Below are 24,734 nucleotides of genomic sequence, written 5' to 3' on the forward strand. Positions count from 1 at the left end.
GAGGTGCCTGGCGGGTTCCGTTCACCGCGTGGCGCCTTGACCTCAACCGTGGTTGAAGTTTCAAGCTTGTGTCTCGTCAGGGAACGTTGGTGCCTCTAGCGGTGGTCCGGTCGTTCGCTGGCAAGGCGGAGGAGGAGAGCAATGCGGAGCATTGCGCGACGACGACAACGCCGCCAGCGGGCGTCCGGGGCGCCGCTAGAGGTGCCGAACGCTCCCTGACGAGACACTGAGCCGCTGACAGAGGACATCGCAGATATCGGCCCTCGCGGGCCCCGACGAAGGAGCAGAGTTGACCACGTACACGCTTCCCGACCTCCCCTACGACTACGGCGCACTGGCGCCGAGCATCGCCGGCGAGATCATGGAGCTGCACCACTCCAAGCACCACCAGACCTACGTGAACGGCCTGAACGACACCCTGGACAAGCTGGCCGCGGCCCGCGAGAAGGGCGACTTCGGCGCGATCGTCGGGCTGGAGAAGTCGCTCGCCTTCAACCTCGGCGGGCACGTGAACCACTCGATCTTCTGGAAGAACCTGTCGCCGGACGGTGGCGACAAGCCGGACGGCGAGCTGGGCGCGGCGATCGACGAGTACTTCGGCTCGTTCGACGGCTTCCAGTCCCACTTCACCGCCAGCGCCACCACCATCCAGGGCTCCGGCTGGGCGATTCTCGGCTGGGACGCGCTGGCCGGGCGGCTGCTCGTCCACCAGCTGTACGACCAGCAGGGCAACCTGCCGGCCGGGCAGATCCCGATCGTGATGCTGGACATGTGGGAGCACGCGTTCTACCTGCAGTACAAGAACGTGAAGCCGGACTACGTCAAGGCCTGGTGGAACGTGGTGAACTGGGGCGACGCGCAGGCCCGTTTCGACGCGGCCCGCGCCGGAGCCGGCAACCTCCTCGCCGGCGCCTGATCGCAGTCCGGGGTCCGGCGAGGTTTCGCCGGACCCCGGATCTCAGTTCGCGAAGAACCCGGTCAGTACCGGGGCGATCGCGGTCGCCTTGATCAGGTGGTTCTGACCGGGGACCTCGCGGTGCTCGGCGCCGGGTACGGCGTCCGCCAGCGCACGCACCGAGGTCTTCATCCAGGCCGGGCTCTTGCCGCCGTTGACGACCAGGGCCGGTACGCCGATCGCCGCCCACTGGGACGCGTCCAGCGGCTTGCCGGCCACATTGCCGCCGACGACGCGGGCGTCGTACGGAAGCGTCGGGGCCATCGCCTTCAGGTGCTTCCAGGCCGGCATCAGCTTCATCATCGTGACCATCGGGCCGGGCAGGCCGATCACCGTGGTCATGAAGTACCGGACCGCGTCGGCCGGCTCGCGGGCCTCGAGGTCCTGCACCCAGGTCGCCGGGATCTGCTTGCGGCTGTCGTCGACCACGAACGGCGGCTCGAACGCGACCACCTTCTCGATCGCCAGCCCAGCCGCCGCGGCCCGCAGCGCGAGCGCCGCCCCGGACGACGAGCCATAGACGTACGCCGAGCCACCGGCCGCCTCGATCACCGCGGCCAGGTCCTCGATCTCGCGCTCCACCTCGTAGGTGTCCGCGTTGCCGGAGTCGCCGCGGCCACGCCGGTTTTAGTTGTAGACCGTGAAGCTCGACGCCAGCGTCTCGGCCAGCGCGGGCATCGGGCCTTGGGATCGCGCGCACAGCGCACCGTCGACCAGGACCAGGGCAGGCCCCTCTCCACGCTTGTCGTAGGCGATCGTCGTACCGTCCTTGGAGACCACTGTGCTGCTCATGCGAAGAACTCCTTCAGCGCGGGGGCCAAGGCGGCCGCGTCCACATTGTGCTGCTGATCGGGGACCAGACAGGCGGTGGCGCTCGGGATCGCTGCCACCACAGCCTGGTTGCCCTGCTTCATCCATTCCTCCGACGCTCCGCCGGTGAACACCCGGGTCGGCACGGTCACCGAGCTCGCCGCGGCCGGGATCGAGTAGTCGCCCATCACGGTCGCGTCGTACGCGAGCGTGTGCGCGATCGCCTCCTGAGCCGGCCACCACGGCGACTCCTTCGCCATCGCGACGAACTCGGCCGGCAGCCCGACCACCTCGGCCATGAAGTACTCGGCCGCCTTGTCCCGGCGACCCTCGGCGACGAACGCGCGATAGATCGACGCCGTGTCGGCGGGCGGCCGCTTCCGCGTGCCTTCGAGGATGTACGGCGGCTCCCACAGCGCGAGCTTGGTCACCGGACGGCCGGCAGCAGTCGCGAGCAGGGCGAGCGCGGCACCGGACGACGTCCCGTAGAGGTGCGCCGAGCCGCCCGCGGCCGCGAAGATCGCGTCCAGGTCCTCGAACTCGCGCTCGATCGCGTACTGCGGTGCGTCGCCGGAATCACCGCGGCCGCGCCGGTCGTAGTTGTAGACGGTGTGGTTCTGCGCCAGCAGGGCTGCCAGCGAGGCGTTCGACATCCGGTCCACCGAACCGCCGCAGACGAGAACCACCGCGGGTCCTTCGCCGAGCCGGTCGTACGCGATGGCGGTGCCGTCCGCCGAAGTGACCTTCTCCATGACGTTCCTCCTGTATCGGTGAGGGCCACTCAGCTGGCCTCACCACTGCGTCGAACATCGGTGGCACAGATCGACCGCCTGTGATCTACATCACTTCCCGTCCATCGGGCCGTCGTTGGGCGGGCGGGCATTTCTCCCTCGTGAAATGGATTTCCCAGCGGGGCTGAACGGCCTAAGGTGGCCATCCAAGAGATCCCGGCCGCCCCCTTGGAGATCCCATGGACCACACGCCCGACCTCAGCGAATGCTCCAATCCGGCGTGCGGTGGATCGTGCCCGCGCGCCGGGGTGGGACGACGAACCTTCCTGTCCATCAGCGCGGCCGGTGTCGGCATGCTGGCGGCGCCCGGGATGCTTCAAACCGCCCAGGCCGTCACGCGGATGCCCGCGCTCACCCCGGAACGGATCGCGGAACTGACGGACCGCGGCACGCCGACGGAGTACGCCGGTGCCGCGCTGGCGAAGATCGGTATGCCGGTCGGCGGCGGTTGCGCCGGCCAGGTCTACCTCTCCGGTGACGGAAGGCTGTGGGCGTGGGACGTCTCCAACGCACTGACCTTCCCGTTGGGCGGCGCTGACTTCGCCGGCACGCACTACGCCGTACCGCTGTCCGCGGACGCCGACGGCGCGACCCGGTTCCGGCAGGGCTTCGTACTGCGCGCCGGCGGCAAGACCCGGACCGTCGACGCGAAGGGCTTCGGTGACGTCCGGTTCACCGGGCAGTACCCGATCGGCCGGGTGGCCTACAAGTCGTCGGACAGTCCAGTCGAGGTGACGCTCGAGGCGTTCTCGCCGTTCGTCCCGCTGGCGACGGCCGACTCGACGCTGCCGGCCACGATCATGGCCTTCACCCTGCACAACACCTCCGCAGAGCCGGTCGACGCAACACTGCTCGGGTACTCCGAGAACCCGGTCTGCCTGGACAGCAGGCGCAGCCAGCCGACCACTCAGCGCGCGACGGCGTACCCGTCCGGGATCGAGTGGTCGGCGGCGGACCCATCGGCCTCTGACAACAACGACATCCTCTTCGAGGAGTGGGACAGCGACACGTACGACGGCTGGACCGCGACCGGCGACGCGTTCGGGACCGGACCGGTGCGACCGGCCGACACTCCCGCGCTGATGCAGCGCTTCGGTGATCTGAACATCTCCGGCAGCCGTTTCGTCACGTCGTACAACTTCCGGCTGAGCGGCGGTCCGGACGACCGCACCGGCACGTTGACCAGCACGCCGTTCGAGATCACCCGCCGGTACGTCGCGGTCGCGCTCGGCGGCGGCAATCAGCCGGGCAAGGTCTGCGTCAACGTCGTGGTCGACGGCGCGGTCGTGGCCAGCGCGACCGGCAGCGACAGCGAGCCGTTGGTCGGCCGGATGCTCGATGTCGGTCAGTACGCAGGGCGCACCGCGCGGATCCAGCTGGTCGACTCGGCGACTGGCGCGTGGGCGCACCTCAACTGCGGCAGCATCACGTTCACCGACCGCGCCGACATCGTCTTCGAGGACTGGGAGCGGACGGACTACTCCGGCTGGACGGTCACCGGTACGGCGTTCGGCACGGGTCCGGTCACGGTGGCAGAGACGCCGGAGAACTTCCGCCGGCCGTTCGGCAACCGCACTGAGCTGAACGTCTCCGGCAGCCGCTTCGTCACGTCGTACGACTTCCGGAGCGGCTCGTACGACAGCCCGCAGGGATCGCTGACCAGCCGGGTCTTCACCATCGACCGCGCGTACATCACCGTGTGGACCGGCGGCGGCAGCAACCCGAGCACCACCGCGGTCAATCTGCTCGTCGACGGCGAAGTAGTTGCCACAGCCAACGGTAGTGACATCGAACCGCTGGACGCGATCTGCTGGGCGGTCGGCCCCTGGGCCGGACGGTCGGCGCAGCTCCAGATCGTCGATCGATCCAGCGGTGGCTGGGGTCACGTGAACGTCGACCGGATCATCTTCAGCGACCGCCCGATCCGCCGGCAGCCGGTCGCCGATCGCACCGACGCCGGCACCTTCACGATGGCCACGCTGGAGAAGAAGGCCGTCGTCCGTCGATCGGTCGCGGCCTGGCCGACCCCGGACGAGTTGTTCGACGCCGCGGACGGACCGGCCGAGGTCGACGGTGCGGCCACTCAGGTCGGCACGGTCGCCGTGAAGGTCGCACTGCGGCCCGGTGAATCTCGAACGGTGCGGTTCGTCCAGGGCTGGTTCTTCCCGACGCCCGAACGCCGGCTGTTCAGCAGCCTGGTCGGCGGATCGACGCTGATGCGGCATTACAGCACCCGCTTCGGCTCCGCACGCCAGGTGGCGCAGTACGTCGCCACGCACATCCACCGGCTCGAATCCGGGACACGCGAATGGGTCCGGACCTGGTACGACGACTCGACGCTGCCGCACTGGTTCCTGGAACGCACGCTGGCTACCGCGTCGACGCTTGCCACCGGCACCTGCCACCGCTGGCAGGACGGGCGGTTCTACGCCTGGGAAGGAACGTACTGCTGCTCGGGCACCTGCGAGCACGTCTGGAACTACGCCCAGGCGATCGCGCGGCTGTTCCCCGACCTCGAACGCGACACCCGCGAGCGGGTGGACCTCGGCATCGCCTACAAGCCGACCGGCGAGATCGGGAATCGCGGCGAGTCGCCGGACGCCTCCTCGTCGTTCGCCGACGGCCACTGCGGCACGATCCTGCGCATCTACCGCGAACACCAGATGAGCCCGGACGCCGCCTTCCTGACGCGGGTCTGGCCGAAGGTCAAGGTGTCGGTCGACTACCTCGTCTCCGCCCGCGACGGATCGGACCAGGACGGCATCTTCCGCGGCGGGCAGTGGAACACGCTCGACACCGAGTGGTTCGGCGAGATCCCCTGGCTGAGCGGGCTGTACGTCGCCGCCCTGCGCGCCGCGGCCGCGATGGCCACCGAGGTGGGCGACACCGCCGCGGCCTCGAAGTACACCACGATCGCCGACCGCGGATCGGCGTACCTGAACGGGCCGTTGTGGAACCAGACCTACGGGTACTACGTGCACAAGGTCGACCCGGCGCACCCGGTGCCGAGCACGAACCGAGGTGTGTTCATCGACCAGTTGTACGGGGAGACGTACGCCGCTCAGCTCGGGCTGCCGCGGGTGTTCGAGGCCGACAAGGCACGGACCGCCCTGACGAGTGTCTATCGCAACAACTTCCAGCCGAACCCGTCGGCGTACCGGCCGCCGGGGATCGGTCCGGGTCGCGTCTACAGCACCGACGGTGAGGCGGGCACGGTGATGGTGGCCTGGCCGAACGGCGGGTCCACGGAGAGCGGCGGGCACCCGTACTTCAACGAGGTCTGGACCGGGCAGGAGCACCAGTTCGCGGCCCACCTGTTCGCCGAGGGGATGGCGGCCGAGGGGCTCGCGGTGACACGGGCCGTGTACGACCGCTACCACGGCGAGAAACGCAACCCCTACAACGAGATCGAGGCGAGCGACCACTACGCGCGGGCGATGATGAGCTTCGGCACCTATCTGGCCGCGTGCGGGTACGAGTACCACGGTCCACGCGGGCATCTCGGGTTCGCGCCGCGGCTGACCCCTGAGGACTTCGCCTGTGCCTTCACCGCCGCCGAGGGCTGGGGCCGCTACAGCCAGACCCGCGGGACCGGCACCCAGACAGCCGGCCTCGACATCCGTCACGGTCGCCTCCGGCTGAACACCCTCTCCTTCGAAACCGCTACTCCAGCCACCTCCGTAGCCGTCAAGCTCAACGGCAAGCCCCACCCAGCCACCCTCACCACCACCGGCACCCGCACCGTCGTCACGCTCACCCGGCCGACGATGGTCACCCCTGGCAAGCCCCTCACCATCACCCTCACCGCGGAGTGACACGACTGACGTGCGGCTGGACGCCACACTGTCTGTCAGCAGGCGGCGGCGCGTTCGAGGAGGAGGGTGCGTTCGCGTTCGTTGCGGGTGAGGGCGGCGGCCTTCTCGAACTCGGCGCGGGCCTCGTCGAGCCGGCCGAGCTTGAACAGCAGGTCGCCGCGGACGCTCGGCAGCAGGTGGTAGTCCTTCAGCGACGGCTCATCGGCGAGCGCGTCCACAGCCGCCAGACCGCGCTCCGGGCCGAACGCCATCGAGATCGCCACCGCCTGGTTGAGCTCGACCACCGGTGACGGGGTGACTTGCGCGAGTACGGCGTACAGGCCGGCGATGCGGGCCCAGTCGGTGTCCTCCGGGTCGGCGGCGCGGGCGTGGCAGGCGGCGATGGCCGCCTGGAGAAGATACGCACCGGGCGGTTTCTCCAGGGCCCACGCGCGGTCGAGACCTTCCAGGCCCCTGCGGATCAGCAGCCGGTCCCACCGGCGGCGGTCCTGGTCGAGCAGCAGGACCGGCTCGCCCTCGGGACCGATCCGTGCGTTCGCGCGGGAGGCCTGCAGCTCCATCAGGGCGAGCAGACCGAGTACTTCGGGCTCGTCGGGCATCAGCCCCACCAGCAGCCGGCCGAGCCGCATCGCCTCGTTGCACAGAGCCGGCCGCATCCAGTCGTCGCCGGCGGTCGCGGAGTACCCCTCGTTGTAGATCAGGTAGACGACCTCGAGCACGCTCGACAGCCGCTCGAACAGGTCCTCGCCGGCCGGCACCTCGAACTCGACACCCGCCTTGGCGAGGTTGCGCTTGGCCCGGACGATCCGCTGGGCGATCGTCGCCTCCGGGGCCAGGAACGCGCGTGCGATTTCATCGGTCTTCAGGCCGCCGAGCAGCTTCAGCGTGAGCGTCACCCGGGCGTCCGTGGTCAGCACCGGGTGGCAGGCGGTGAACACCAGCCGGAGCAGGTCGTCCTCGATGTGGTCCTCGAGAATCGCTTCCACGTCGTCCTCGACACTCTCGCCGTCGATCTCCAGCTCGTGGCCCATCTCGGCCAACTTGCGCTGGTACGTCTCCTTGCGCCGGATCAGGTCGATCGCGCGACGCTTGGCGATCGCCATCAGCCAGGCACCCGGGTTGTTCGGTACGCCGGACTCCGGCCACTGCTCCAGCGCCGCTACGAGCGCGTCCTGGGCCAGCTCCTCGGCCAGTCCGACGTCCCGCACGATCCGGGCAACACCCGCGATGATCCGCGCCGACTCGATCCGCCATACGGCGTCAACCGCCCCGCGCGCCTCGGTAACCGTCACCCGCCGATAGAACAACACCGACAGGCCAACGGCAACCCACCCCCTCCCGGCCGGGAGGGGGTGGGCCGGCGATCAGTTCTGGAAGACGTCGGAGTCCGGGCCGAAGTCGGATTCCTCCACCACGCGGCGGACCTCGACCTCGCTGCCGAGGGCCTCGGCCAGGCGGGCGGCCCACTCGACCGCCTCGTCGCGGCTGCGGACCTCCACGACGATGACGCCGCCGACGAGCTCCTTGGTCTCGGCGAACGGGCCGTCGGTGACCGTGCGCTTGCCGTCGTCCACCTTCACCCGGGCGCCGAGCGAACTGCGGTGCACACCCTCCGCGAACAGCAGGACACCCGCCTTGGACAGGTCCTCCACCACCTTGCCGACCGCCTCGGCCACCTCCGGCGGCGGAAACTTCCCGGCCTCGGTCTCGGCGTCTGCCTTGTTGATGATCATGTAGCGCATCGCTGCCGCTCCTCGTCGTCTCGGTCGATCACTTACTCTCACGTCGAGCGGCCCACCACCAGATCGACACACGCCGAGAGCAGAATTTCTTGACCTCAAGATTGGTTGAGGTAGCAGACTCCTGTTCATGACTTCGACGACGGAACTGACGAGCACGGACGAGCGAGAGATCCGTGATCTGGTGGCGCGGGCCGATCGAGCGCAGTCGGACGCGGTGGTGCTGCCCGACCTGCACACCGACGAGATGGTGATCGTCAACATCGCCGGGCGCCGGCTGTTCGGGCGGGAGGCGTTCGCTCAGGCGATGAGCGCGGCTCTCGGTTCCGCGCTCAAGGACGTCCAGACGAGTGTGGACATCCTCGACATCCGGGCCTTGACCGCGGACGCCGTACTCGTGAGCTGCCTCAAGACGGTGCACGACAACCGGCCGGACGCCGAGCCCGGCGCCCTCCCAGCAACAGGCGCACTGACGTACGTCGCGCTGCGCACGGCCGCAGGCTGGCGGCTCGCCCTGGCCCAGACCACCCCGATCCAGTAGGCGGATCAGTTCGGCTGGTCGCCGTTGGGCTGGTACGCGCAGGCGTCGGCGAGGTTCTGCGTCGGGCCCGGCGGGTTCGTGGTCTTGCCCGAGGGCTTGCGGGTCGTCGGCGGGGTACTCGGCGGGTCGGCCGGCTCCTCGAGGGCCTTCGCGATCGCCTCGCGCATCCCGTCGTAGTCCGGGTGCAGGTACTTCATCCGCAGCTTCGACACGTCGAGGTTCACGTTCGAGACCGTCCCCGATTTCACCCTGAGCGCGAGCTGGACCAACGCGGGCAGGAGCTCCTGCGGGATGTCGGTGCGGAGCAGGTGCTGCCCGGCCGTGGCGATCGCCTTGTACTTCGTGGCCAATGTGGCTGGGTCGGCCGCGTCGACCATGGCGTTGATCGTGCAGCGCTGCCGGATCTGCCGCTGGTCGTCGTCCGCGCCGTACCGCCCGCGGGCGAACCAGAGCGCGTGCCGGCCGTCGAGATGCTGGCGCGGTCCCGGCTCGATCCAGTTCTTCGGCGGGATGTGCGCACTGCTGATCCCGCCCATCGCGACGCGCTCGTTGACGTTGACCGTGATCCCGCCGAGTGCGTCAACCAGCTCCGGGAAGCCGGTCAGGTTCACCTGCAGGTAATAGTCGAGCTTCAGCCCGGTCGCCTCGCCGACGGACTGCTTGAGTACGTCGGCCCCCTCGTTGTCCGACGGGCCGAGAATACCGGGGTGCGCGTCCGGGATGTTCTGGTACATCGCGGTCAGCATCCACTCCAGCCGGCCCTCGAGACTCAGCCCTTCCTTGCCGAAGCCGTCGGGGTAGAACCTGTGCAGCGGCGAGTCCTTCGGGAAGGGCATGAAGGTCAGCTGCCGCGGCATCGAGATCAACGCGGTGTTGCCGGTCCTGGTGTCGATGCTTGCCACGATCACCGTGTCGGTCCGGATGCCCGGCCGGCCCGGCTCGTCGTCACCACCGAGCAGCAGCAGGTTGAGCCGCGGCTTGTCTTCCCACGGGTCCTTGACATCGGCGATCGACGGCCGGGTCGCGCTCTTGCTCTCCTCCTGCGCGACGAACACGCCCTCCACCAGGGTCCGCTGCGCCAGCACACTCTGTACGCCGAGCGCCGCCGGAGCCGCGATCGCGAAACACAGTACGCCGACGAACATCGCGCCGACCGCACGGCCGCCGGCACCACCGGTTGCCGGACGCAACGACCGGTGCGAGGCCACGATCACCACGATCCAACCGAACCCCAGCGCCGCGATCGCCACCGCCGTCGCCAGCAGCCAGCGCGGTACGACGGCTGCCGCGAGCACCTCCTCGCGCCGGGTCAGACCGACGTACACGCCGAGTCCGATCAGCCCGAGGGTGAGGGTGAGAACGAGCGCGCCGATGACTCGGCGCCCGCCGGCGATCAGTCCGGTCCCGGGCAACAGGGCGCCCAGTAGCGTCAGGCCCAGGAGGTTCGGCACTGATCGTGGCCGAGTCCCTACCGGGCGCGAACTCGTCCCCATGGCTCCCCTGTTCGCCGTCCCCAGGTCCAGTGTGCGTCAAGTCCCGCACCTGCACCTCTTCAGACGTGTTACAGGGTCGAACGGTTGTCATACGGGGAGATGTCCGCCGGCGAATCCTTCGGTCTCGACGAGCGTCCGGACGACCACGGCGACCTGAGCCGGCGGGCTCCACTTGCCCGGGTCGGCCTTCGGCATCGCGGCGCGGTTGGCGGGGGTGTCGATGGTCGCGGGGATGATCGTGTTCACCCGAATGCCGTCGTGCGCGTACTCCGCGTGCAGGGCGTCGGCGAACGCGAGCACGCCGGCCTTCGCGGTGATGTACCCGGCCGCCCCGGAGAACGGCCGCAGCGCCGCACCGCTCGCCGTACACACGATCGCTCCCCCGCCGGCGGCGAGCAGGTGCGGCAGCACCGCCTGAGTGATCAGGTACGTCGGTCGCAGGTTGAGCCGGAGTTGATCCTCGAAGTCGTCGATCGGGGTCTCGTGCACCCGCGCTCCGGACGCGAAGCCACCGACCAGGTTCACCAGCGCGGTCAGTGGCGCGGCCTCGTCCGAGGTGGCCAGCGCGACGACGTCCGCCGTACCGGCCGGGTCGAACGGGTCGGCGAGCACCGGGTTGAGCGCCGGATGTGTCCCGAGCCGGGCCAGTGACTCCTCGGTCCGGCCCGGTACGACGACCCGCCAGCCGGACCGCAGGAACTCCGCCGTCACCGCGGCCCCGAGCGCACCGGTGCCTCCGGCAACCACCACCGTCCGGCTCATCGACGTCCTCGCTTCGCTCCGGGCGCCGATGAGGCGCGAAATGGGCTGTGCTTGATGATGAACTCGCTGCGCTCGTTCATGCGCCGAGCTTAATCGGGTGCGCGGGACAGACAGCAGGGTCTACGGTCGTCGGTTGTGCGGATTCTGATGCTGGGCGGGAACGGGTTTGTCGGGCGCGCGATCCTCATGGACGCGCTGCGGCACGGCGCCGAGGTGGCGTCCTTCAGTCGAGGCAAGAGCGGGACCACCGAGCTGCCGCCGGAGGTGACACAACTGGTCGGGGATCGGGACTCCGGCGACTACGAGGCGCTGCGGACCGGCGAGTGGGATGCGGTCGTCGATCTCAGCGCCTTCCGGAGCAAGCAGGTCGACGAGGCGATGGACGTGCTGGGCGACCGGGTCGGGCGGTACGTGTTCGTCTCCAGCCATGCGGTCTATGTGCGCGATCTGCCGCCGGGGACCACCGAGGACGCGCCGCGCCGGGCACCCCTGCGGACGGCCGACGTACTCACGAACGACACGTACGGCCCGTGCAAGGTGGCCTGTGAGGACGACGTGCTCGAGCGGTACGGCGAGCGCGCGACGATCGTCCGGCCGGGGAAGGTCACGGGTCCTGGCGACTACTCGGACACGCCCCTGTACTGGGTACGACGGGGTGCGCGGGGCGGCCGGGTCGCGTTGCCGACGCGGCCGGAGCAGCCGCTGCAGCTGATCGACAGCCGGGATCTCGGGCGGCTCGTGGTGCAACTGATCGTCGACGAACGGTCTGAAGCGTTCAACGGGATCGGCCCGGACAGCACGATCGGCGAACTGATCGAAACCGCGGCCGCTGTCGCCGGCACCTCGGTCGACCTGGTACAGATCCCGGCCAACGCCGTACCTGAGCGTTTCCCCCTGATGGAGCCCGAGGCCGAGTGGCCGTCCCGCCAACGCGACCAGTCCAAGTCTCGCGCCGCCGGCCTCCCCGTAACTCCCCTGCGCAAAACAGTCGAAGATCTCCTCACCTGGGACCACGACCGCGGCGAACCACCCCTCAACTTCGACCTCTCCCCCGAAGAAGAAGCCCGCCTACTCCGGCAGAGCTAGCGTCCGGCCTGCGTCGCGAGCCGCGTTGATGGAACGGGTGAGGGTGTCTTTCAGGGCGGTGGCTTCGTCGGCGAAGCCTTGGACAACCGAGGTGTCGCCGGCTGGTTCGGTGCGGGCCAGGAGTTCGATGTAGCGGTCGCCGTCCTCCAGGGCGGCCTCCGCGCGGAGTGCGGCGTCGGCCGAGCGGACACGGTCGGCGTACCGGTCCAGCAGATCGACCTTGTGCCTGATCGCCTCGACCGACAACGCGAGCGCCCGACGCTGCGGCCCGAGCACGGCCTCCAGCTCGGCTGTCGCCATCCCCCGGGCCACCTCACGCTGCCGAGCGCGCAGCACGGTCTGCTCACGCAACACCTGGGCGATATCCCACAGCTGCTCCGGCAACACCAGTTCGTTCTTCACGTCATCGAGCAACCCGCGCCGCGTAACCGTTGCCTCAAGCACCGTTTTGACCGCACCCTGCGCCCGGCCGAGCAACCGGCCCGCATCCTCGTCGAAGTCCTCCGGCAGCAGGTACTTCCCATGCTGCAGGCGGACCGCCTTGTGCCCGCGATCCTCCACCGCCGACTTCACGAAGACACCACCGGTCGCGAGTACGGCGACCCCGGCCAGCGCGACCGCGCCCCACGCCGCCACCGCCGTCGGCAGGAAGCCGGCCATGAAGATCAGCGCGAGGATCCAGCCGCCGACGCAGACCGCGATCCAGACCAGCAGCGTGCCGAAGGTGTTGCCGGGCGCAACCGACCAGGACGTCTGCCGCTTCGGGCGCGGTGCGTCGGCCGGGACGAACAGCTCGGGCCGGTGCTCGTACAGACGCCGTACGCCCTCGGGCACGTCGGGCGCGAACACAGGCTCCACCGGCCACCTCCCGCAGACCTGAACACTGTAGGCACTCAGCGTAGCCGGGTGAGAGTCTTTTCCAGACCGTCCAGGACGAGGTCGAGACCGAACTCGAACAGCCGGTCCAGGTCGTAGTCGAACTCGAAGTCGTCCGCGAGCAGCTCGCGGAACGCGGTCAGGTTCCCCGCGCTGATCAGTGCGGCCAGTTGGTCGCCCTGCCGGTCGGCCCACTCGTCCGCGGTCAGCCCGGTGTCCTGTTCGGCGTACGCCTCGGTCTCCATCGCCAGCGCGACACCACGGACGAACGCGAACACACTGATCGCGGCGTACAGCGCGTTGCTCTTGTCCACTCCGAAGCCGCTCACAGCCCGCAGGACGGCATCGGTGTGCGGGAGCAGGTTCGGCACCAACTGGGGCCGGCCGAGACTGATCGCACTCGCCAGCCAGAGATGCCGCCGGTACGCCGCCCACTGCAGCCGCGCCGCAACGGCGATCCCGTCCCGCCAGTTCGCCGGCGGCTCCGTCGGGAGCGGGAACTCCGCCATCGCGGTGTCGACCATCTGCAACACCAGCGCGTCCTTGCCGCCGACGTACCGATAGAGCGCCATCGTCGACACCCCGAGCTCGGCCGCGATCCGCCGCATCGACAGCGCCGCCAGCCCTTCGGCGTCCGCGATCGCGATCCCCATGCGCACGACCTCGTCGCGATTCAGATCCAGCACCGGCCGATCGGCGACAGCAGGCTGCGCGGCCCGATCCTGACGACGGACGGGCCGAGGAGGGCCGACGACCGTACCAACGCCAGGCCGAACGTGGACGAGGCGTTCCTGCTGGAGCACCTGCAATGCCTTGGTCGCGGTCGCCATCGCGACACCGAACTCCCGGACCACGGCCCGGGTCGACGGCGCCCGCTCCTCCGGCAGCAGCTCGCCCGCCTCGATCCGGCGCCTGATCTCGGCCGCGATCCGCAGGTACGGCGCTTCGTCCATCGAACCCCCTGAGCTAGAGCGTGTACATCGTACGCGCACTAGCCAGGCCTGGACTGGAGGCTGACATGTCAGGTTAGGTAAGGCTATCCTCTCCGCCATGCGGGAGACGGTGGGACTGGCGGGCGACGAACTGCGGCTCGGATATCACGGCAAACGAGTCGTCGACGGCGCCTCGTTGCGGATCGAGGCGGCCGGCGTGACCGCCCTGGTCGGGCCGAACGGCAGCGGCAAGTCCACGCTCCTGCGCGCGCTGGCCCGGCTGCACCATCCGGACGGCGGCCGGATCACCTTCCCCGACGGCGGCAACGCACTGGCCCTGTCGGCGAAGGAGTTCGCTCGCAAGGTCACGCTGCTGTCCCAGTCGCGGCCGACTCCCAACGGTGTGAGTGTCCGCGACGTGGTCGGGTACGGGCGTCATCCGCACCGCGGGCGGTGGCGCAGCGAAGACCCGGACGGCCATCGCGCGATCGACCACGCGATGGAGGTCACCGGCGTGACCACCATGGCCGACCGGGCGGTCGACGAACTGTCCGGAGGCGAACTGCAGCGCGTCTGGCTCGCGACCTGTCTCGCGCAGGACACCGGCGTCCTGCTGCTCGACGAACCGACCACGTTCCTCGATCTGCGGTACCAGATCGAGATCCTCGACCTGATGCGCGACCTCGCCGACGAGCACGGTGTCGCGGTCGGCGTCGTACTGCACGACCTCAACCAGGCCGCCGCGGTCGCGGACCGGATCGCACTGCTCGATCAGGGGCGAGTGCGTGCGACCGGTACGCCGGAGGAGGTGCTGGACGCGGATGCGCTGACTGCCACCTACGGCATCCGCATCGAGGTCGGCACCGACCCGGCCACCGGCCTGGTCACCACCCGTCCGATCGGCAAGCACCTGAGCCGCGTCCCAACTATCTGAGGTCAGGACCCCATGAAGAGAACCACTGCCCTGCTCGCTGCTGCCCTGTTCGTGCTGACAGCCTGTGGAACCAGCGAACCGGCGGCCTCCGACGACACCAGCAACGCCGCCGCCCAGCCGGTCTCCGTCACCGACGCGCGCAACAAGAAGATCGACCTCAAGGCGCCGGCCACCAAGGTGGTCGGGCTGGAGTGGGGTGTGGTCGAGAACCTGGTCACCCTCGGCGTGATGCCGGTCGGCGTCGCCGACACCAAGGGCTACACGAACTGGGTCACTGCGGCGAAGCTCGACCCGTCGGTCAAGGACGTCGGCACCCGCGGTGAGTCCAGCGTCGACGCGATCGTCGCGCTCAACCCCGACCTGGTCATCACGACCACCGACGAGTCGGCGAACACGATCGCGCAGCTCGAGAAGGCGGCGCCGGTGCTGGTGGTGCGCGGCGCGGACGCGGCGAACGCGATCCCGCAGATGAAGATCAACCTCGACCTGGTGGGCGCGGCGGTCGGCAAGGCCGAGCAGGCCAAGCAGCTGAACGCCGACTTCGACAAGGCGCTGGCCGACGGCAAGCAGAAGATCGCCGACGCGGGCAAGGCCGGCGAGGGCTTCACGATGGCCGACGGCTACAAGCAGGGCAGCACGATCTCGATCCGGATGTACACCACCGGCTCGCTGCTCGGCGCTGTAGCGACCGAGCTGGGGCTGAAGAACGGCTGGACCGGCACCGGGGACAAGGACTACGGGCTGGCGCAGACCGATCTCGAGGGGATGACGAAGCTCAAGGACGGCAACTTCCTGTACATCGCGAACAAGAACGACGGCGGTGACGTGTTCGGCGGCGACCTGGCCGGGAACGCGATCTGGAAGAACCTCCCGTTCGTGAAGAGCGGCAACGTGCACCGCCTGCCCGACGGCATCTGGATGTTCGGCGGCCCCAAGTCCACCCAGCAGTTCATCGACGCCACCGTCCAGGCAGTCACCTCTTGACCCAGGTGACGGCCGCGCCGGCCGCCCAGGCCGCGGCGCTCCAGCAGCCGGTACGGCGGATTCGGGTGGCCGGGGTGTTCCTGGTCGCGGCGATGGCGATCGTCGTCCTGGCCGGCGTACATCTCACGCAGGGGACTTCGTCGGTCGGCGCCGGGGATCTCCTGCGGTTGGTGATCGGGCAGGGGACGGACGACGCCTCCAACGTCCTGATCGCCTCCCGCCTCCCCCGGCTCTTGGCCGGGGTGCTGGTGGGGGTGGCTCTCGGTGTGGCGGGAGCTGGTCTGCAGTCGCTGGCCCGTAACCCGCTCGCCTCGCCCGACACGTTGGGGGTCAATGCAGGGGCGTACTTGGCGGTCGTGGTGGTGGCCGCGTTCGGGATTCCGTTGCCCGTGCTCCCGGCCGGAGGAATCGCCTTCCTCGGCGGGCTGGCGGCTGCTGTTCTGGTTCTCGCTCTCTCGGCCGGCGGATCGTCCGGACCGACCCGGCTCATCCTGGCCGGGTCGGCGGTGGCGATGGCGCTGGCCGGCGTGACCACACTGTTGCTACTGCTGTACCGCGAGGAGACGATCGGCACCTTCGCCTGGGGCGCGGGCACGCTGGTCCAGACCGATCTGCACGCGGTCACCCAGATGGCGCCGGTAGTTGCTGTCGGCATCGTCGCCGCACTGCTGATGGCCTCGAAGCTCGACATCCTCACCCTCGGCGACGACACAGCCTCGGTGTTGGGAGTGCACGTACGACGGGTCCGCGTGATGATCACGCTGGTCACGGTGCTGCTGTCCGCGGCCGCGGTCACCGTCGCCGGACCGGTCGGGTTCGTCGGTCTGGTCGCACCAGTCCTCGTGCGGCTCGCGGCCCCACTCGTCCCGGGACTGCTACGGCATCGCGTACTCCTTCCACTGTCCGGCCTGGCCGGCGTACTGATCGTGCTCGCGTCGGATGTCTCGCTGCGAGCCGCGTTCGGTGGGCAGGCCGGGGTGGAGATCCCGACCGGCATCATGACGATGATGGTCGGCGCGATCGTCCTGGTCTGGCTCGCGCGGCGCTACCGCGACTCCGGTCCGAGCAGGTCACCCGGCGGTACGAGTGCGGGGCTGCGCACCCGGCGTACCTTCCTCGTCGTGACGGGCGTCCTGGTCGTCCTGCTGCTCGGTGGCGTCGTCTTCGCCATGCTCACCGGCGACGCCTTCCTCCGCACCGGCGACGTCGTCAACTGGGTCAACGGACGCTCGGGTCGCGCGATCACCTACGTCCTCGACCAGCGGTTCCCCCGGGTCCTGTCCGCCGTACTGTGCGGAGCGGCCCTCGCCATCGCGGGGACGACAGTGCAGGCCGTGTGCCGCAACCCGCTGGCCGAGCCCGGCATCCTCGGCATCACCGGCGGCGCCGGCGTCGGCGCGATCGCCACACTGATCCTCTTGCCGTCGGCAAGCATCTGGTTGCTGTCCGGAATTGCCGCGATCGCGGCGCTCGGCACCTTCGCGCTGGTCTACCTGGTGTCGTGGCGCGGTGGACTGAGTTCGGACCGGCTGGTCCTGATCGGCGTCGGCGTCTCCTCCGGAGCGACCGCGATCATCACCCTGCTGATCGTCGCCGCGGACCCGTGGAACCTCAGCCTCGCGATGACCTGGCTGTCCGGCAGCACCTACGGACGCACCCTGCCGCAGGTGGCACCGGTCGCGATCGCACTGCTGATCTTCACCCCGCTGATCGTTCATGCACGGCGCGAACTCGACCTGCTCGCGCTGGACGACGACGTGCCGCGGATTCTCGGCGTACGGCTGGAGCGGACCCGGCTGCTGGCGCTGCTGTGCGCGGCGCTGCTGACGGCGGCAGCGGTCTCGGCGATCGGAGTCGTCGGTTTCGTCGGCCTGGTCGCACCGCACGCGGCCCGCGCACTGGTCGGCGGACGGCACTCCCGGATCCTGCCGGTTGCCGCGCTGCTGGGCGCGATCCTGGTCAGCCTCGCGGACAGCCTCGGCCGGACCCTGCTGGCCCCGGCCCAGATCCCGGCCGGCCTGCTCACCGCACTGATCGGAGCGCCGTACTTCGTCTACCTGCTCTGGCGGACCCGCACTCCCGCCCGGTGATCGGGGCTCGATGGACCTCGCGGTTCATGTCAAGATGGGCGTCATGCTGCGCGAACTGCACCTCACCGGCAACCCGGCCGCGGACAAACTGCTGAACGACGACCCGTTCGCCCTGCTGACCGGGATGCTCCTGGACCAGCAGTACCCGATGGAGCACGCGTTCTCCGGCCCGCAGAAGATCGCCGACCGGATGGACGGTTTCGATCTGCACAAGATCGCCGCCACCGACCTCGACACCTTCGTCGAACTCTGTGTCACCCCGCCGGCCATCCACCGGTACGGCGGTTCGATGGCCCGGCGGGTGCACGCGCTCGCCCAGCACATCATCGACAACTACGGCGGTGAGACGGCGGGGATCTGGACCGCGGGCCGGCCCAAGCCCGACGGCCCCGAGGTGCTCAAGCGGCTGAAGGCACTGCCCGGTTTCGGCGAGCAGAAGGCCAAGATCTTCCTCGCACTCCTCGGCAAGCAGCGCGGGGTCGAGCCCAAGGGCTGGCGCGAGGCGGCCGGCGCGTACGGCGACCGCGGCGCCCGCCGCTCGATCGCCGACGTCACCGACGCCGAGTCCCTGCTCGAGGTCCGCTCCTTCAAGAAGGCCGCCAAGGCCGCCGCCAAAGCCGGCTGACCGCCTCGCCGGTGCGCCCGCCGGCCACGCGGGTTGTCCCTTGCGCCCCACGAGGTCCCTGCCGAAACAGGTTCGTCCGGCCTATGCTCGCCTGGGCAGGCAACGGGAGGAGCACGGATGGACATCCGGGATCTGGATCGGCGGGCCGGCGCAGTTCTGGGCGAGGTGGTGATGCAGATCCGCCCGGAGCACATGTGGTTCCCGACGCCCTGCCCGGACTGGACCGTCCGCGGCCTGCTCCGTCACATCGTCAGCGAGAACGAGGGCTTCGCGGCCGCGGCCCTGAACGGCTCTGCCCCGGTCCAGGCCTGGAACGGCGGCCGCCTCGGCGACAACCCGGCCGGTGCGTACCGGCGGTCCAACGTCGGGGTGGCGGACGCGTTCGCCGACGGCGGCGCGCTGGACCGGCTGATGGAGGTCCGTGAGTTCGGCTCGTTTCCGCGCCGGATCGCGCTGACCTTCCACCAACTCGACTGCGTCGTTCACGCCTGGGATCTGGCCCGTGCCATCGACGTCCCGTACGATCCGCCGCCAGACATGGTCGAGATGGCGCTCGGCCTGGCCCGCCGGATCCCCGACACCGACGTCGCCCGCGGCCCGGGCCTCGCCTTCGAACGCAGCGTCAAGGTCCCCGGCGACGCCTCCGACCTCGACCAGCTACTCGGCCTCCTCGGCCGCAATCCGGACTGGATCTCGCCGTTCGACTGAATAGTCGGGCAGTTGGATGGCGTCGGGCTTGGCGGCTGCCAGCTTGGCCAGTAGGCCGGCGAACAGGCGGGACATCGTCAGCCGGATCGAGGTGTCCCGCAGGCGGATCCCGAGAGCCGTCATCGGCATCGCCATCGTGATCCCGCCGGGCGGCAGTTCCATCCGCTGGTCGACGTACGCCTGCATCCGGGCCTGGTACGCCGGGAACGCGCGGGCGTGATCTCCGTCCGCGACGGCCAGCTCCCCGGCCAGGACGTACGCGCCGACGAGTGACAGCGCGGTCCCGTGCCCGGCGAGGGGCGAGCCGCAGTACCCGGCGTCGCCGACGAGAACCACCCGGCCGCGTGACCATCTCGGTACGACGACCCGGCTGGTGCTGTCGAAGTAGAAGTCGTCCGCGTCCCGCAGTCCGGCCAGGATGCGCTCGGTGTGCCAGCCGAGACCCGCGAACCGCTCCGCCAGCAGAACCTTCTGCGCGTCGATGTCCCGTCGGTCGTAGCTGATCACCGGCGAACGGAAGCTCAGCAGCGCCTTCGCGACGCCCGGGTCGTGGTCGGGCCTCAGTCCGACCCAGCGCCCGCCGGGTGCGGAGTAGATCTTCATCCAATGGTTGAGCGGCTCCGGCGCCTCGACGGTGAAGTACGACGTGTAGCCGCCGAGGTGCTGCACGAACTGCTTCTCGGGCCCGAACGCGAGCCGGCGGACTCGGGAGTGCACCCCGTCAGCCCCGACGACCAGATCGAACCGTCGCCGCGTCCCACTCGTGAAGGTAACGAGTACGCCGGTCGCGTCCTCGTCGAGCGCCGCGATCGAGTCGCCGTACAGGTACTCGACGTCGTCGGTGGTCGCGTCATGCAGGATCTGGGCCAGGTCGCCGCGGAGGATCTCTATCTCGGCGACGGGTCCGGCGCCGTCGAGCAGTTCGGCCGGCATCGCCGCCGCCGTGCGCCCACTGGCCCGGACGTATTCGAGACCGCGTTCGTGCAGCTGCCGCGCTGCGATCTGTGGCATCAGGCCCATCCGCTCGGCGACGAGTTTGGAGATCCCGCGAAGGTCCACGGTCTGCCCGCCGGGCCGCGGACCGGGCGCCACCTCCACGATCGCCGGCGTGAACCCCTGCCGGCGCAGCCAGTACGCCAGTGCCGGTCCCGCGATCCCAGCACCGGAGATCAACACAGTCTTCGTCATCTCGTCCACCCTCTCGTTGGCTAGTGCGCGTACGCCGTACACAGTGCACTGGGTAGGACGGCCTGGGCCAGCGCGCACTAGAGCACTCAGGGGGGCGCCCTAGTGCGCCGCGGCGCCGGTCGACGGAGCAAGATAAGGGCCTCAGGCAACCAACTGGCTGTGCGGGTGCTCAAGTTTTTTCGGCTGGTGTTGAACCGATCCCGCGGAGCGCACGTGTTCCGCCGTGACACAGACAGACAACAAACGCCTTACGGTTCGGAGGATCTGATGAAGAAGCACCTCGCCGCGACGTTGACCGCCCTTGCTGCCGTCGTGTCGCTGTCGGCCTGCGAGTCGCCGATCTACGGCGCGTTCACGGACGACAACCCCCCGGCCGGCAGCACGGCGCCCACGCAAGAACCCCAGCAGAACCAGCAGAAACCGGCGAATGGTGCCCAAGGCATCAGTCAGGACGGCGACCAGGAACAGAAGGTGCTGAAGGTCCAGCAGGTGCCGGGCCTGACGCCGATCGTCACCAGCGCGACCGGCCGCACCGTGTACAGGTTCGACAACGACTCCGCGAACCCGTCGAAGTCCACCTGTCTCGCCGAGTGCCTGAAGCTGTGGGAGCCAGTGCTGGCCGGGTCCGGTGTGGTCGTCGAAGGCGGCGGCATCGACGAGCGCCTCCTCAGTACGATCGACCGCCCGGAAGGCCAGCAGGTCACGCTGAAGGGCTGGCCGCTGTACTACTTCAAGAGCGACCTCGAGCTCGGCGAACTCGCCGGTCAGGGTCTGCGCGGACTCTGGTTCGCGGTCAACCCCGAGGGCGGCAAGGCGAAGTCGACGAAACCGACCGAGACCACCACGCCGGTGCGCAAAGATGTGCAGACCTTGACGGTCAACGTGGTCGACGGGTTCATGCCGTTCGTCACCAACGAGGCCGGACGCACGATCTACCGCTTCGACAACGACTCCAACAACCCGGCGCGGACGAGCTGCACGGGTGAGTGCACGAAGAAGTGGGAGCCGGTGCTGGCGGGCAAGAAGGGCATCAAGGTCCTGAGCTCGAAGATCAACAAGGCGTCGGTCGGCACGATCGATCGCCCGGAAGGCAAGCAGGTCACCCTGAACGGCTGGCCGCTGTACTACTTCCACAAGGACAAGAAGCTCGGCCAGACAGCCGGCTACGGCGTCGGCAACCTCTGGTTCGCCATCGCCCCCGACGGCAAGAAGGCCGCACGCTGTCTCTGACAGTGCACCCCACACCGGCGGCCGGACACCACTCGGTGCCCGGCCGCCGTGGCACTAGGTGAGGCGAGGAGTCTCGTAGAAGGTCGGTGGACCGTCGGGGTGGAACTCGACTCCACTGAACTGTGCGGGCTCGCCGAACGGCGTGAGGATGCGGACCACCGTGCCGTCGGGATCGGGTACGTCGAGGTGTACGCCGCCGCCCGGTCCGCGATCGAACGGCGGGTCGTGTGCGATCCCCAGATCGTCGAGCCGCTTCGCCAGCGCCTCGAGCGCCTCGACCGAACCGACGCTGAGGCTGAACAGGTCGAATCCCACGAACGCCGGCTCACCCGGCACCACATCGCGCCGCCGCAAACCGATCAGGAACGTGGAGCCCTCGTCGGTCAGCACTGCCCCGGCCACCTCGCCGTCCTCCACGAACTCCCACCCCAGACGCAGCCCGAACGCCTTCCGGTACCAGTCCACGCTGCGCTGCAGGTCGGACACCGGCACCTTGACCTGCCGGATCCCCTCGATCTCCATCACGCTCCCTCCCACTCGTCACCGAGAGAATGCGGCCTGACGGTGCCCGCCGTCCAGAGTCAGAGAGTTGCGGCGAGGCGGGTGGCTTGGTCTATGGCTCGTTTGGCGTCGAGTTCGACGGCTATGTCGGCGCCGCCGATCACGTGGACCGGGTGGCCGGTGGCCGCGAGGGCCTCGGTCAGGTCGCGGACCGGCTCCTGGCCGGCGCAGATGACGATCGTGTCGACGGCCAGCACGCGGGGCTTCTCACGCTGCGGGCCGAAGGTCAGGTGAAGCCCTTGGTCGTCGATGCGTTCGTAGTTCACCCCGCGGAGTTGCTCAACCTGCTCGTTCTTCAAGGCCGCGCGATGGACCCAGCCGGTGGTCTTGCCGAGACCCGCGCCGATCTTCCCGGTCTTACGCTGCAGCAGGTACACCTGCCTCGGCGACCGCTCCGGTTTCGGTGTGGTGAGTCCGCCGCGCGCGAGGGTCGGATCGGCGACGCCCCACTCCGACCTCCACGCGTCCAGGTCGAGCGCGGGCGAGGACTCGGTGGTCAGGAACTCGCTGACATCCACGCCGATCCCGCCCGCGCCGATCACCGCGACCGTCGCCCCGACGGGCTTTCCGTCGCGGACGACATCGACGTACGAGAGCACCTTCGGGTGGTCGATACCGGGGATGGCCGGGACTCGCGGTACGACGCCGGTCGCGAGGACGATCTCGTCGAAGCCGGCCAGGTCCTCGACGGTCGCGCGCCGGCCGAGATGCAGCTTCACGCCCGTCAGCTCGAGCCGCCGCCGGTAGTAGCGGATCGTCTCGGCGAACTCCTCCTTGCCGGGGATCCGCCGCGCGATCCCGAACTGCCCGCCGATCTCGTCGTCGGCCTCGAACAGCTCGACCCGGTGCCCGCGCTCGGCAGCCGTCACCGCCGCGGCGAGCCCGGCCGGCCCGGCACCGACGACCGCGATGCTCTTGGTACGGCGGGTCGGCAGCAACTGGAGCTCGGTCTCGCGGGCGGCCCTGGGGTTGACCATGCAGCTCGCCTTCTGCTTGGCGAACACATGATCCAGGCACGCCTGGTTGCAGGCGATGCAGACGTTGATCTCGTCGGCCCGATCGGTGGTTGCCTTGAGCACCCACTCCGGATCGGCCAGGAACGGGCGGGCCATGCTGACCAGGTCGGCGTCGCCGCGCGCGAGGACCTCCTCGGCGACCTGCGGGAGGTTGATCCGGTTCGAGGTGACCACCGGGATGGTGACGTGCGGCTTGAACGCCGCGGTCACGCTCGTGAAGGCCGCGCGCGGCACGGACGTGACGATGGTCGGAACGCGCGCCTCGTGCCAGCCGATGCCGGTGTTGATGATCGACGCACCGGCCGCCTCGATCTCCTTGCCCAGTGCAACGACCTCCTCCCAGCTCTGACCGCCTTCGACCAGATCCGCCATCGAGAGCCGGTAGATGATCAGGAAGTCGGCACCGACGCGCTCGCGGGTCCGGCGGACGATCTCGACCGCGAGCCGGCGCCGGTTCTCCGGGCTGCCGCCCCACCGGTCCGTCCGCTTGTTGGTGCGCTCGGACAGGAACTGGTTGATGAAGTACCCCTCGGACCCCATGATCTCGACGCCGTCGTACCCCGCCTCACGGGCCAAGGCGGCACAGTCGACGTACGCCTTGATCTGTCGGCGGACGCCGCGGTCGGACAGAGCGCGCGGCTTGAAGGGATTGATCGGCGCCTTGAGCGCGGAGGCGGAGACGCTGAACGGGTGGTACGCGTACCGGCCGGCGTGCAGGATCTGCAACGCGATCCGGCCGCCCTCCGCATGCACGGCGTCAGTGAGGACGCGATGCTTCCGCGCTTGGCGGTGGCTCGTGAGCACGGAGCCGAACGGTGTGAGCCAGCCGGTGCGGTTCGGGGCGTAGCCGCCGGTCACCATCAGGCCGACGCCGCCACGCGCCCGCTCGGCGAAGTACGCCGCCAGCCTCGGCAGGTCCTTCAACCGGTCCTCGAGGCCGGTGTGCATCGAGCCCATGATCACCCGGTTCGGAAGTACGACGTGACCGAGGTCGAGTGGCTCCAGCAGATGGGGATACGCGGTCACGACTTGTCCTTCCGCAGTGCGTCGATCACTTCGTCACACCAGGCCACGAACGACTCCTCGGCCCGGATCCCGCCGCGGAGCACGAGGTACTGATGCAGATCCCGGCCGTTCAGCTTGGCCGGCTTCGGGAAGTCCCGCCGCTGGATCCCGAGGTACAGCTCGAGCCGGGTCGTGTGCTCTGCCCGGTGCCGCTGCATCTCTCGCAGGACGGCGCCCGGCGGGGCGAGCGACGCGCCGCGCAGCTTCACGCCCAGGCCGTCGCGTAGTACGGCGGGGTCCTCGGGTTCGGCCAGCCAGCGGGAGAGTTCGGTGCGACCGGCCGCGGACACGCGGTAGATCTTCTTGTCCGGGCGGCCCTCCTGCGCGATCTCGGTGTGCTTCACCCAGCCGGCCTCGTCCATCCGGCGCAGCACCCGGTAGATCTGCTGGTGGGTGGCCGGCCAGAAGTACCCGATCGACCGGTCGAAGCGCCGGGCCAGCTCGTACCCGGACCCGGCCCGCTCGGTCAGTGACACCAGAATCGCGTGCTCCAACGCCATGTGCGGCACCTTACCTATGCAACGAGTTGCACT

The 24,734-nt window shown here is 69.4% G+C and carries 22 protein-coding genes and 1 pseudogene; 10 read left to right on the top strand and 13 right to left on the bottom strand.

Annotation, left to right across the window (positions count from 1 at the left end; translation table 11 throughout):
* Positions 1–289 precede the first annotated feature (289 nt).
* Positions 290–916: a superoxide dismutase gene (locus tag ACGFH6_RS02465; protein ID WP_393379826.1), complete on the top strand. Its 627-nt coding sequence runs from the start codon at positions 290–292 to the stop codon at positions 914–916.
* A 42-nt stretch (positions 917–958) separates the two neighbouring features.
* Here ACGFH6_RS02465 and ACGFH6_RS02470 read toward each other — a convergent pair.
* The 3 genes and pseudogenes from ACGFH6_RS02470 to ACGFH6_RS02480 all read right to left on the bottom strand — a co-directional run.
* Positions 959–1,567, bottom strand: a pseudogene (locus tag ACGFH6_RS02470) (alpha/beta fold hydrolase); the annotation flags it as partial.
* Between the two features lie 15 nt (positions 1,568–1,582).
* Positions 1,583–1,747 carry a hypothetical protein gene (locus ACGFH6_RS02475; protein ID WP_393379827.1) on the bottom strand — a complete coding sequence of 55 codons (165 nt, stop codon included), beginning with the start codon at positions 1,745–1,747 and terminating at the stop codon, positions 1,583–1,585.
* Complete coding sequence (locus ACGFH6_RS02480) at positions 1,744–2,517, bottom strand: alpha/beta fold hydrolase (protein WP_393379829.1); 774 nt, start codon at positions 2,515–2,517, stop codon at positions 1,744–1,746. The genes ACGFH6_RS02475 and ACGFH6_RS02480 overlap by 4 nt, the downstream gene beginning before the upstream one ends.
* A gap of 218 nt (positions 2,518–2,735) precedes the next feature.
* Between ACGFH6_RS02480 and ACGFH6_RS02485 the strand changes: the two genes are divergently transcribed.
* Positions 2,736–6,371, top strand: coding sequence for a GH116 family glycosyl hydrolase (locus ACGFH6_RS02485; RefSeq protein WP_393379831.1), 3,636 nt, complete (start codon positions 2,736–2,738; stop codon positions 6,369–6,371).
* 35 nt (positions 6,372–6,406) lie between these two features.
* Here ACGFH6_RS02485 and ACGFH6_RS02490 read toward each other — a convergent pair whose 3' ends face one another.
* Together ACGFH6_RS02490 and ACGFH6_RS02495 are read right to left on the bottom strand one after the other, a co-directional pair.
* A complete protein-coding gene (locus tag ACGFH6_RS02490; protein ID WP_393379832.1) occupies positions 6,407–7,663 on the bottom strand; it encodes an RNA polymerase sigma factor in 1,257 nt (418 codons plus the stop codon).
* Between the two features lie 72 nt (positions 7,664–7,735).
* Positions 7,736–8,113, bottom strand: coding sequence for a YciI family protein (locus tag ACGFH6_RS02495; protein WP_393379833.1), 378 nt, complete (start codon positions 8,111–8,113; stop codon positions 7,736–7,738).
* A gap of 127 nt (positions 8,114–8,240) precedes the next feature.
* On the opposite strand from ACGFH6_RS02495, the gene ACGFH6_RS02500 reads away from it, so the two are divergent.
* Positions 8,241–8,651 (top strand): SgcJ/EcaC family oxidoreductase, encoded by a 411-nt coding sequence (locus tag ACGFH6_RS02500; RefSeq protein ID WP_393379835.1) that lies wholly within the window; start codon positions 8,241–8,243, stop codon positions 8,649–8,651.
* A 5-nt stretch (positions 8,652–8,656) separates the two neighbouring features.
* On the opposite strand, the gene ACGFH6_RS02505 is transcribed toward ACGFH6_RS02500, so the two are convergent.
* Both ACGFH6_RS02505 and ACGFH6_RS02510 read right to left on the bottom strand, forming a co-directional pair.
* Positions 8,657–10,102, bottom strand: coding sequence for an LCP family protein (locus ACGFH6_RS02505; protein WP_393379836.1), 1,446 nt, complete (start codon positions 10,100–10,102; stop codon positions 8,657–8,659).
* A 129-nt stretch (positions 10,103–10,231) separates the two neighbouring features.
* Entirely contained in the window at positions 10,232–10,906 is a 675-nt protein-coding gene (locus tag ACGFH6_RS02510) for an SDR family oxidoreductase (RefSeq protein ID WP_393379838.1), read from the bottom strand.
* A gap of 135 nt (positions 10,907–11,041) precedes the next feature.
* Between ACGFH6_RS02510 and ACGFH6_RS02515 the strand changes: the two genes are divergently transcribed.
* A complete protein-coding gene (locus tag ACGFH6_RS02515; RefSeq protein ID WP_393379839.1) occupies positions 11,042–11,992 on the top strand; it encodes an NAD-dependent epimerase/dehydratase family protein in 951 nt (316 codons plus the stop codon).
* Here the strand turns inward: ACGFH6_RS02515 and ACGFH6_RS02520 are convergent.
* Both ACGFH6_RS02520 and ACGFH6_RS02525 read right to left on the bottom strand, forming a co-directional pair.
* The gene (locus ACGFH6_RS02520) at positions 11,975–12,850 is read right to left on the bottom strand and encodes a hypothetical protein (protein WP_393379841.1); all 876 of its coding nucleotides are present in this window, start codon (positions 12,848–12,850) and stop codon (positions 11,975–11,977) included. The two genes, ACGFH6_RS02515 and ACGFH6_RS02520, sit on opposite strands and share 18 nt — an antisense overlap.
* A 35-nt stretch (positions 12,851–12,885) precedes the next feature.
* Positions 12,886–13,821 carry a TetR/AcrR family transcriptional regulator C-terminal domain-containing protein gene (locus tag ACGFH6_RS02525; protein WP_393379843.1) on the bottom strand — a complete coding sequence of 312 codons (936 nt, stop codon included), beginning with the start codon at positions 13,819–13,821 and terminating at the stop codon, positions 12,886–12,888.
* A gap of 97 nt (positions 13,822–13,918) precedes the next feature.
* On the opposite strand from ACGFH6_RS02525, the gene ACGFH6_RS02530 reads away from it, so the two are divergent.
* The 5 genes from ACGFH6_RS02530 to ACGFH6_RS02550 all read left to right on the top strand — a co-directional run bounded on the left by ACGFH6_RS02530 (position 13,919) and on the right by ACGFH6_RS02550 (position 19,141).
* Complete coding sequence (locus tag ACGFH6_RS02530) at positions 13,919–14,734, top strand: ABC transporter ATP-binding protein (RefSeq protein ID WP_393379844.1); 816 nt, start codon at positions 13,919–13,921, stop codon at positions 14,732–14,734.
* Positions 14,735–14,746: 12 nt separating this feature from the next.
* Positions 14,747–15,718, top strand: a complete 972-nt coding sequence (locus tag ACGFH6_RS02535) for an ABC transporter substrate-binding protein (RefSeq protein ID WP_393379846.1) — start codon at positions 14,747–14,749, stop codon at positions 15,716–15,718.
* 5 nt (positions 15,719–15,723) lie between these two features.
* Positions 15,724–17,808 (top strand): iron ABC transporter permease, encoded by a 2,085-nt coding sequence (locus ACGFH6_RS02540; RefSeq protein ID WP_393381143.1) that lies wholly within the window; start codon positions 15,724–15,726, stop codon positions 17,806–17,808.
* A 10-nt stretch (positions 17,809–17,818) separates the two neighbouring features.
* Complete coding sequence (locus tag ACGFH6_RS02545) at positions 17,819–18,433, top strand: HhH-GPD-type base excision DNA repair protein (RefSeq protein ID WP_393379847.1); 615 nt, start codon at positions 17,819–17,821, stop codon at positions 18,431–18,433.
* A 117-nt stretch (positions 18,434–18,550) separates the two neighbouring features.
* Positions 18,551–19,141, top strand: coding sequence for a TIGR03086 family metal-binding protein (locus ACGFH6_RS02550; protein WP_393379848.1), 591 nt, complete (start codon positions 18,551–18,553; stop codon positions 19,139–19,141).
* On the opposite strand, the gene ACGFH6_RS02555 is transcribed toward ACGFH6_RS02550, so the two are convergent.
* Positions 19,091–20,329: an FAD-dependent monooxygenase gene (locus tag ACGFH6_RS02555; protein WP_393379849.1), complete on the bottom strand. Its 1,239-nt coding sequence runs from the start codon at positions 20,327–20,329 to the stop codon at positions 19,091–19,093. The two genes, ACGFH6_RS02550 and ACGFH6_RS02555, sit on opposite strands and share 51 nt — an antisense overlap.
* A gap of 267 nt (positions 20,330–20,596) precedes the next feature.
* On the opposite strand from ACGFH6_RS02555, the gene ACGFH6_RS02560 reads away from it, so the two are divergent.
* Entirely contained in the window at positions 20,597–21,559 is a 963-nt protein-coding gene (locus ACGFH6_RS02560) for a hypothetical protein (protein ID WP_393379851.1), read from the top strand.
* Between the two features lie 54 nt (positions 21,560–21,613).
* On the opposite strand, the gene ACGFH6_RS02565 is transcribed toward ACGFH6_RS02560, so the two are convergent.
* Genes ACGFH6_RS02565 through ACGFH6_RS02575 form a run of 3 tightly spaced genes read right to left on the bottom strand, consistent with a single transcriptional unit; the run spans position 21,614 to position 24,701 of the window.
* Entirely contained in the window at positions 21,614–22,081 is a 468-nt protein-coding gene (locus ACGFH6_RS02565) for a VOC family protein (RefSeq protein WP_393379853.1), read from the bottom strand.
* Between the two features lie 59 nt (positions 22,082–22,140).
* Positions 22,141–24,162 (bottom strand): FAD-dependent oxidoreductase, encoded by a 2,022-nt coding sequence (locus ACGFH6_RS02570; protein ID WP_393379854.1) that lies wholly within the window; start codon positions 24,160–24,162, stop codon positions 22,141–22,143.
* Positions 24,159–24,701 (bottom strand): PadR family transcriptional regulator, encoded by a 543-nt coding sequence (locus tag ACGFH6_RS02575; RefSeq protein WP_393379856.1) that lies wholly within the window; start codon positions 24,699–24,701, stop codon positions 24,159–24,161. Before ACGFH6_RS02575 ends, ACGFH6_RS02570 begins: the two co-directional genes overlap by 4 nt.
* Positions 24,702–24,734: the final 33 nt, after the last annotated feature.

Origin of the sequence: Kribbella sp. NPDC049227 (assembly GCF_043197265.1) — a bacterium.
In the GTDB taxonomy this organism is placed as follows: Bacteria; Actinomycetota; Actinomycetes; order Propionibacteriales; family Kribbellaceae; genus Kribbella.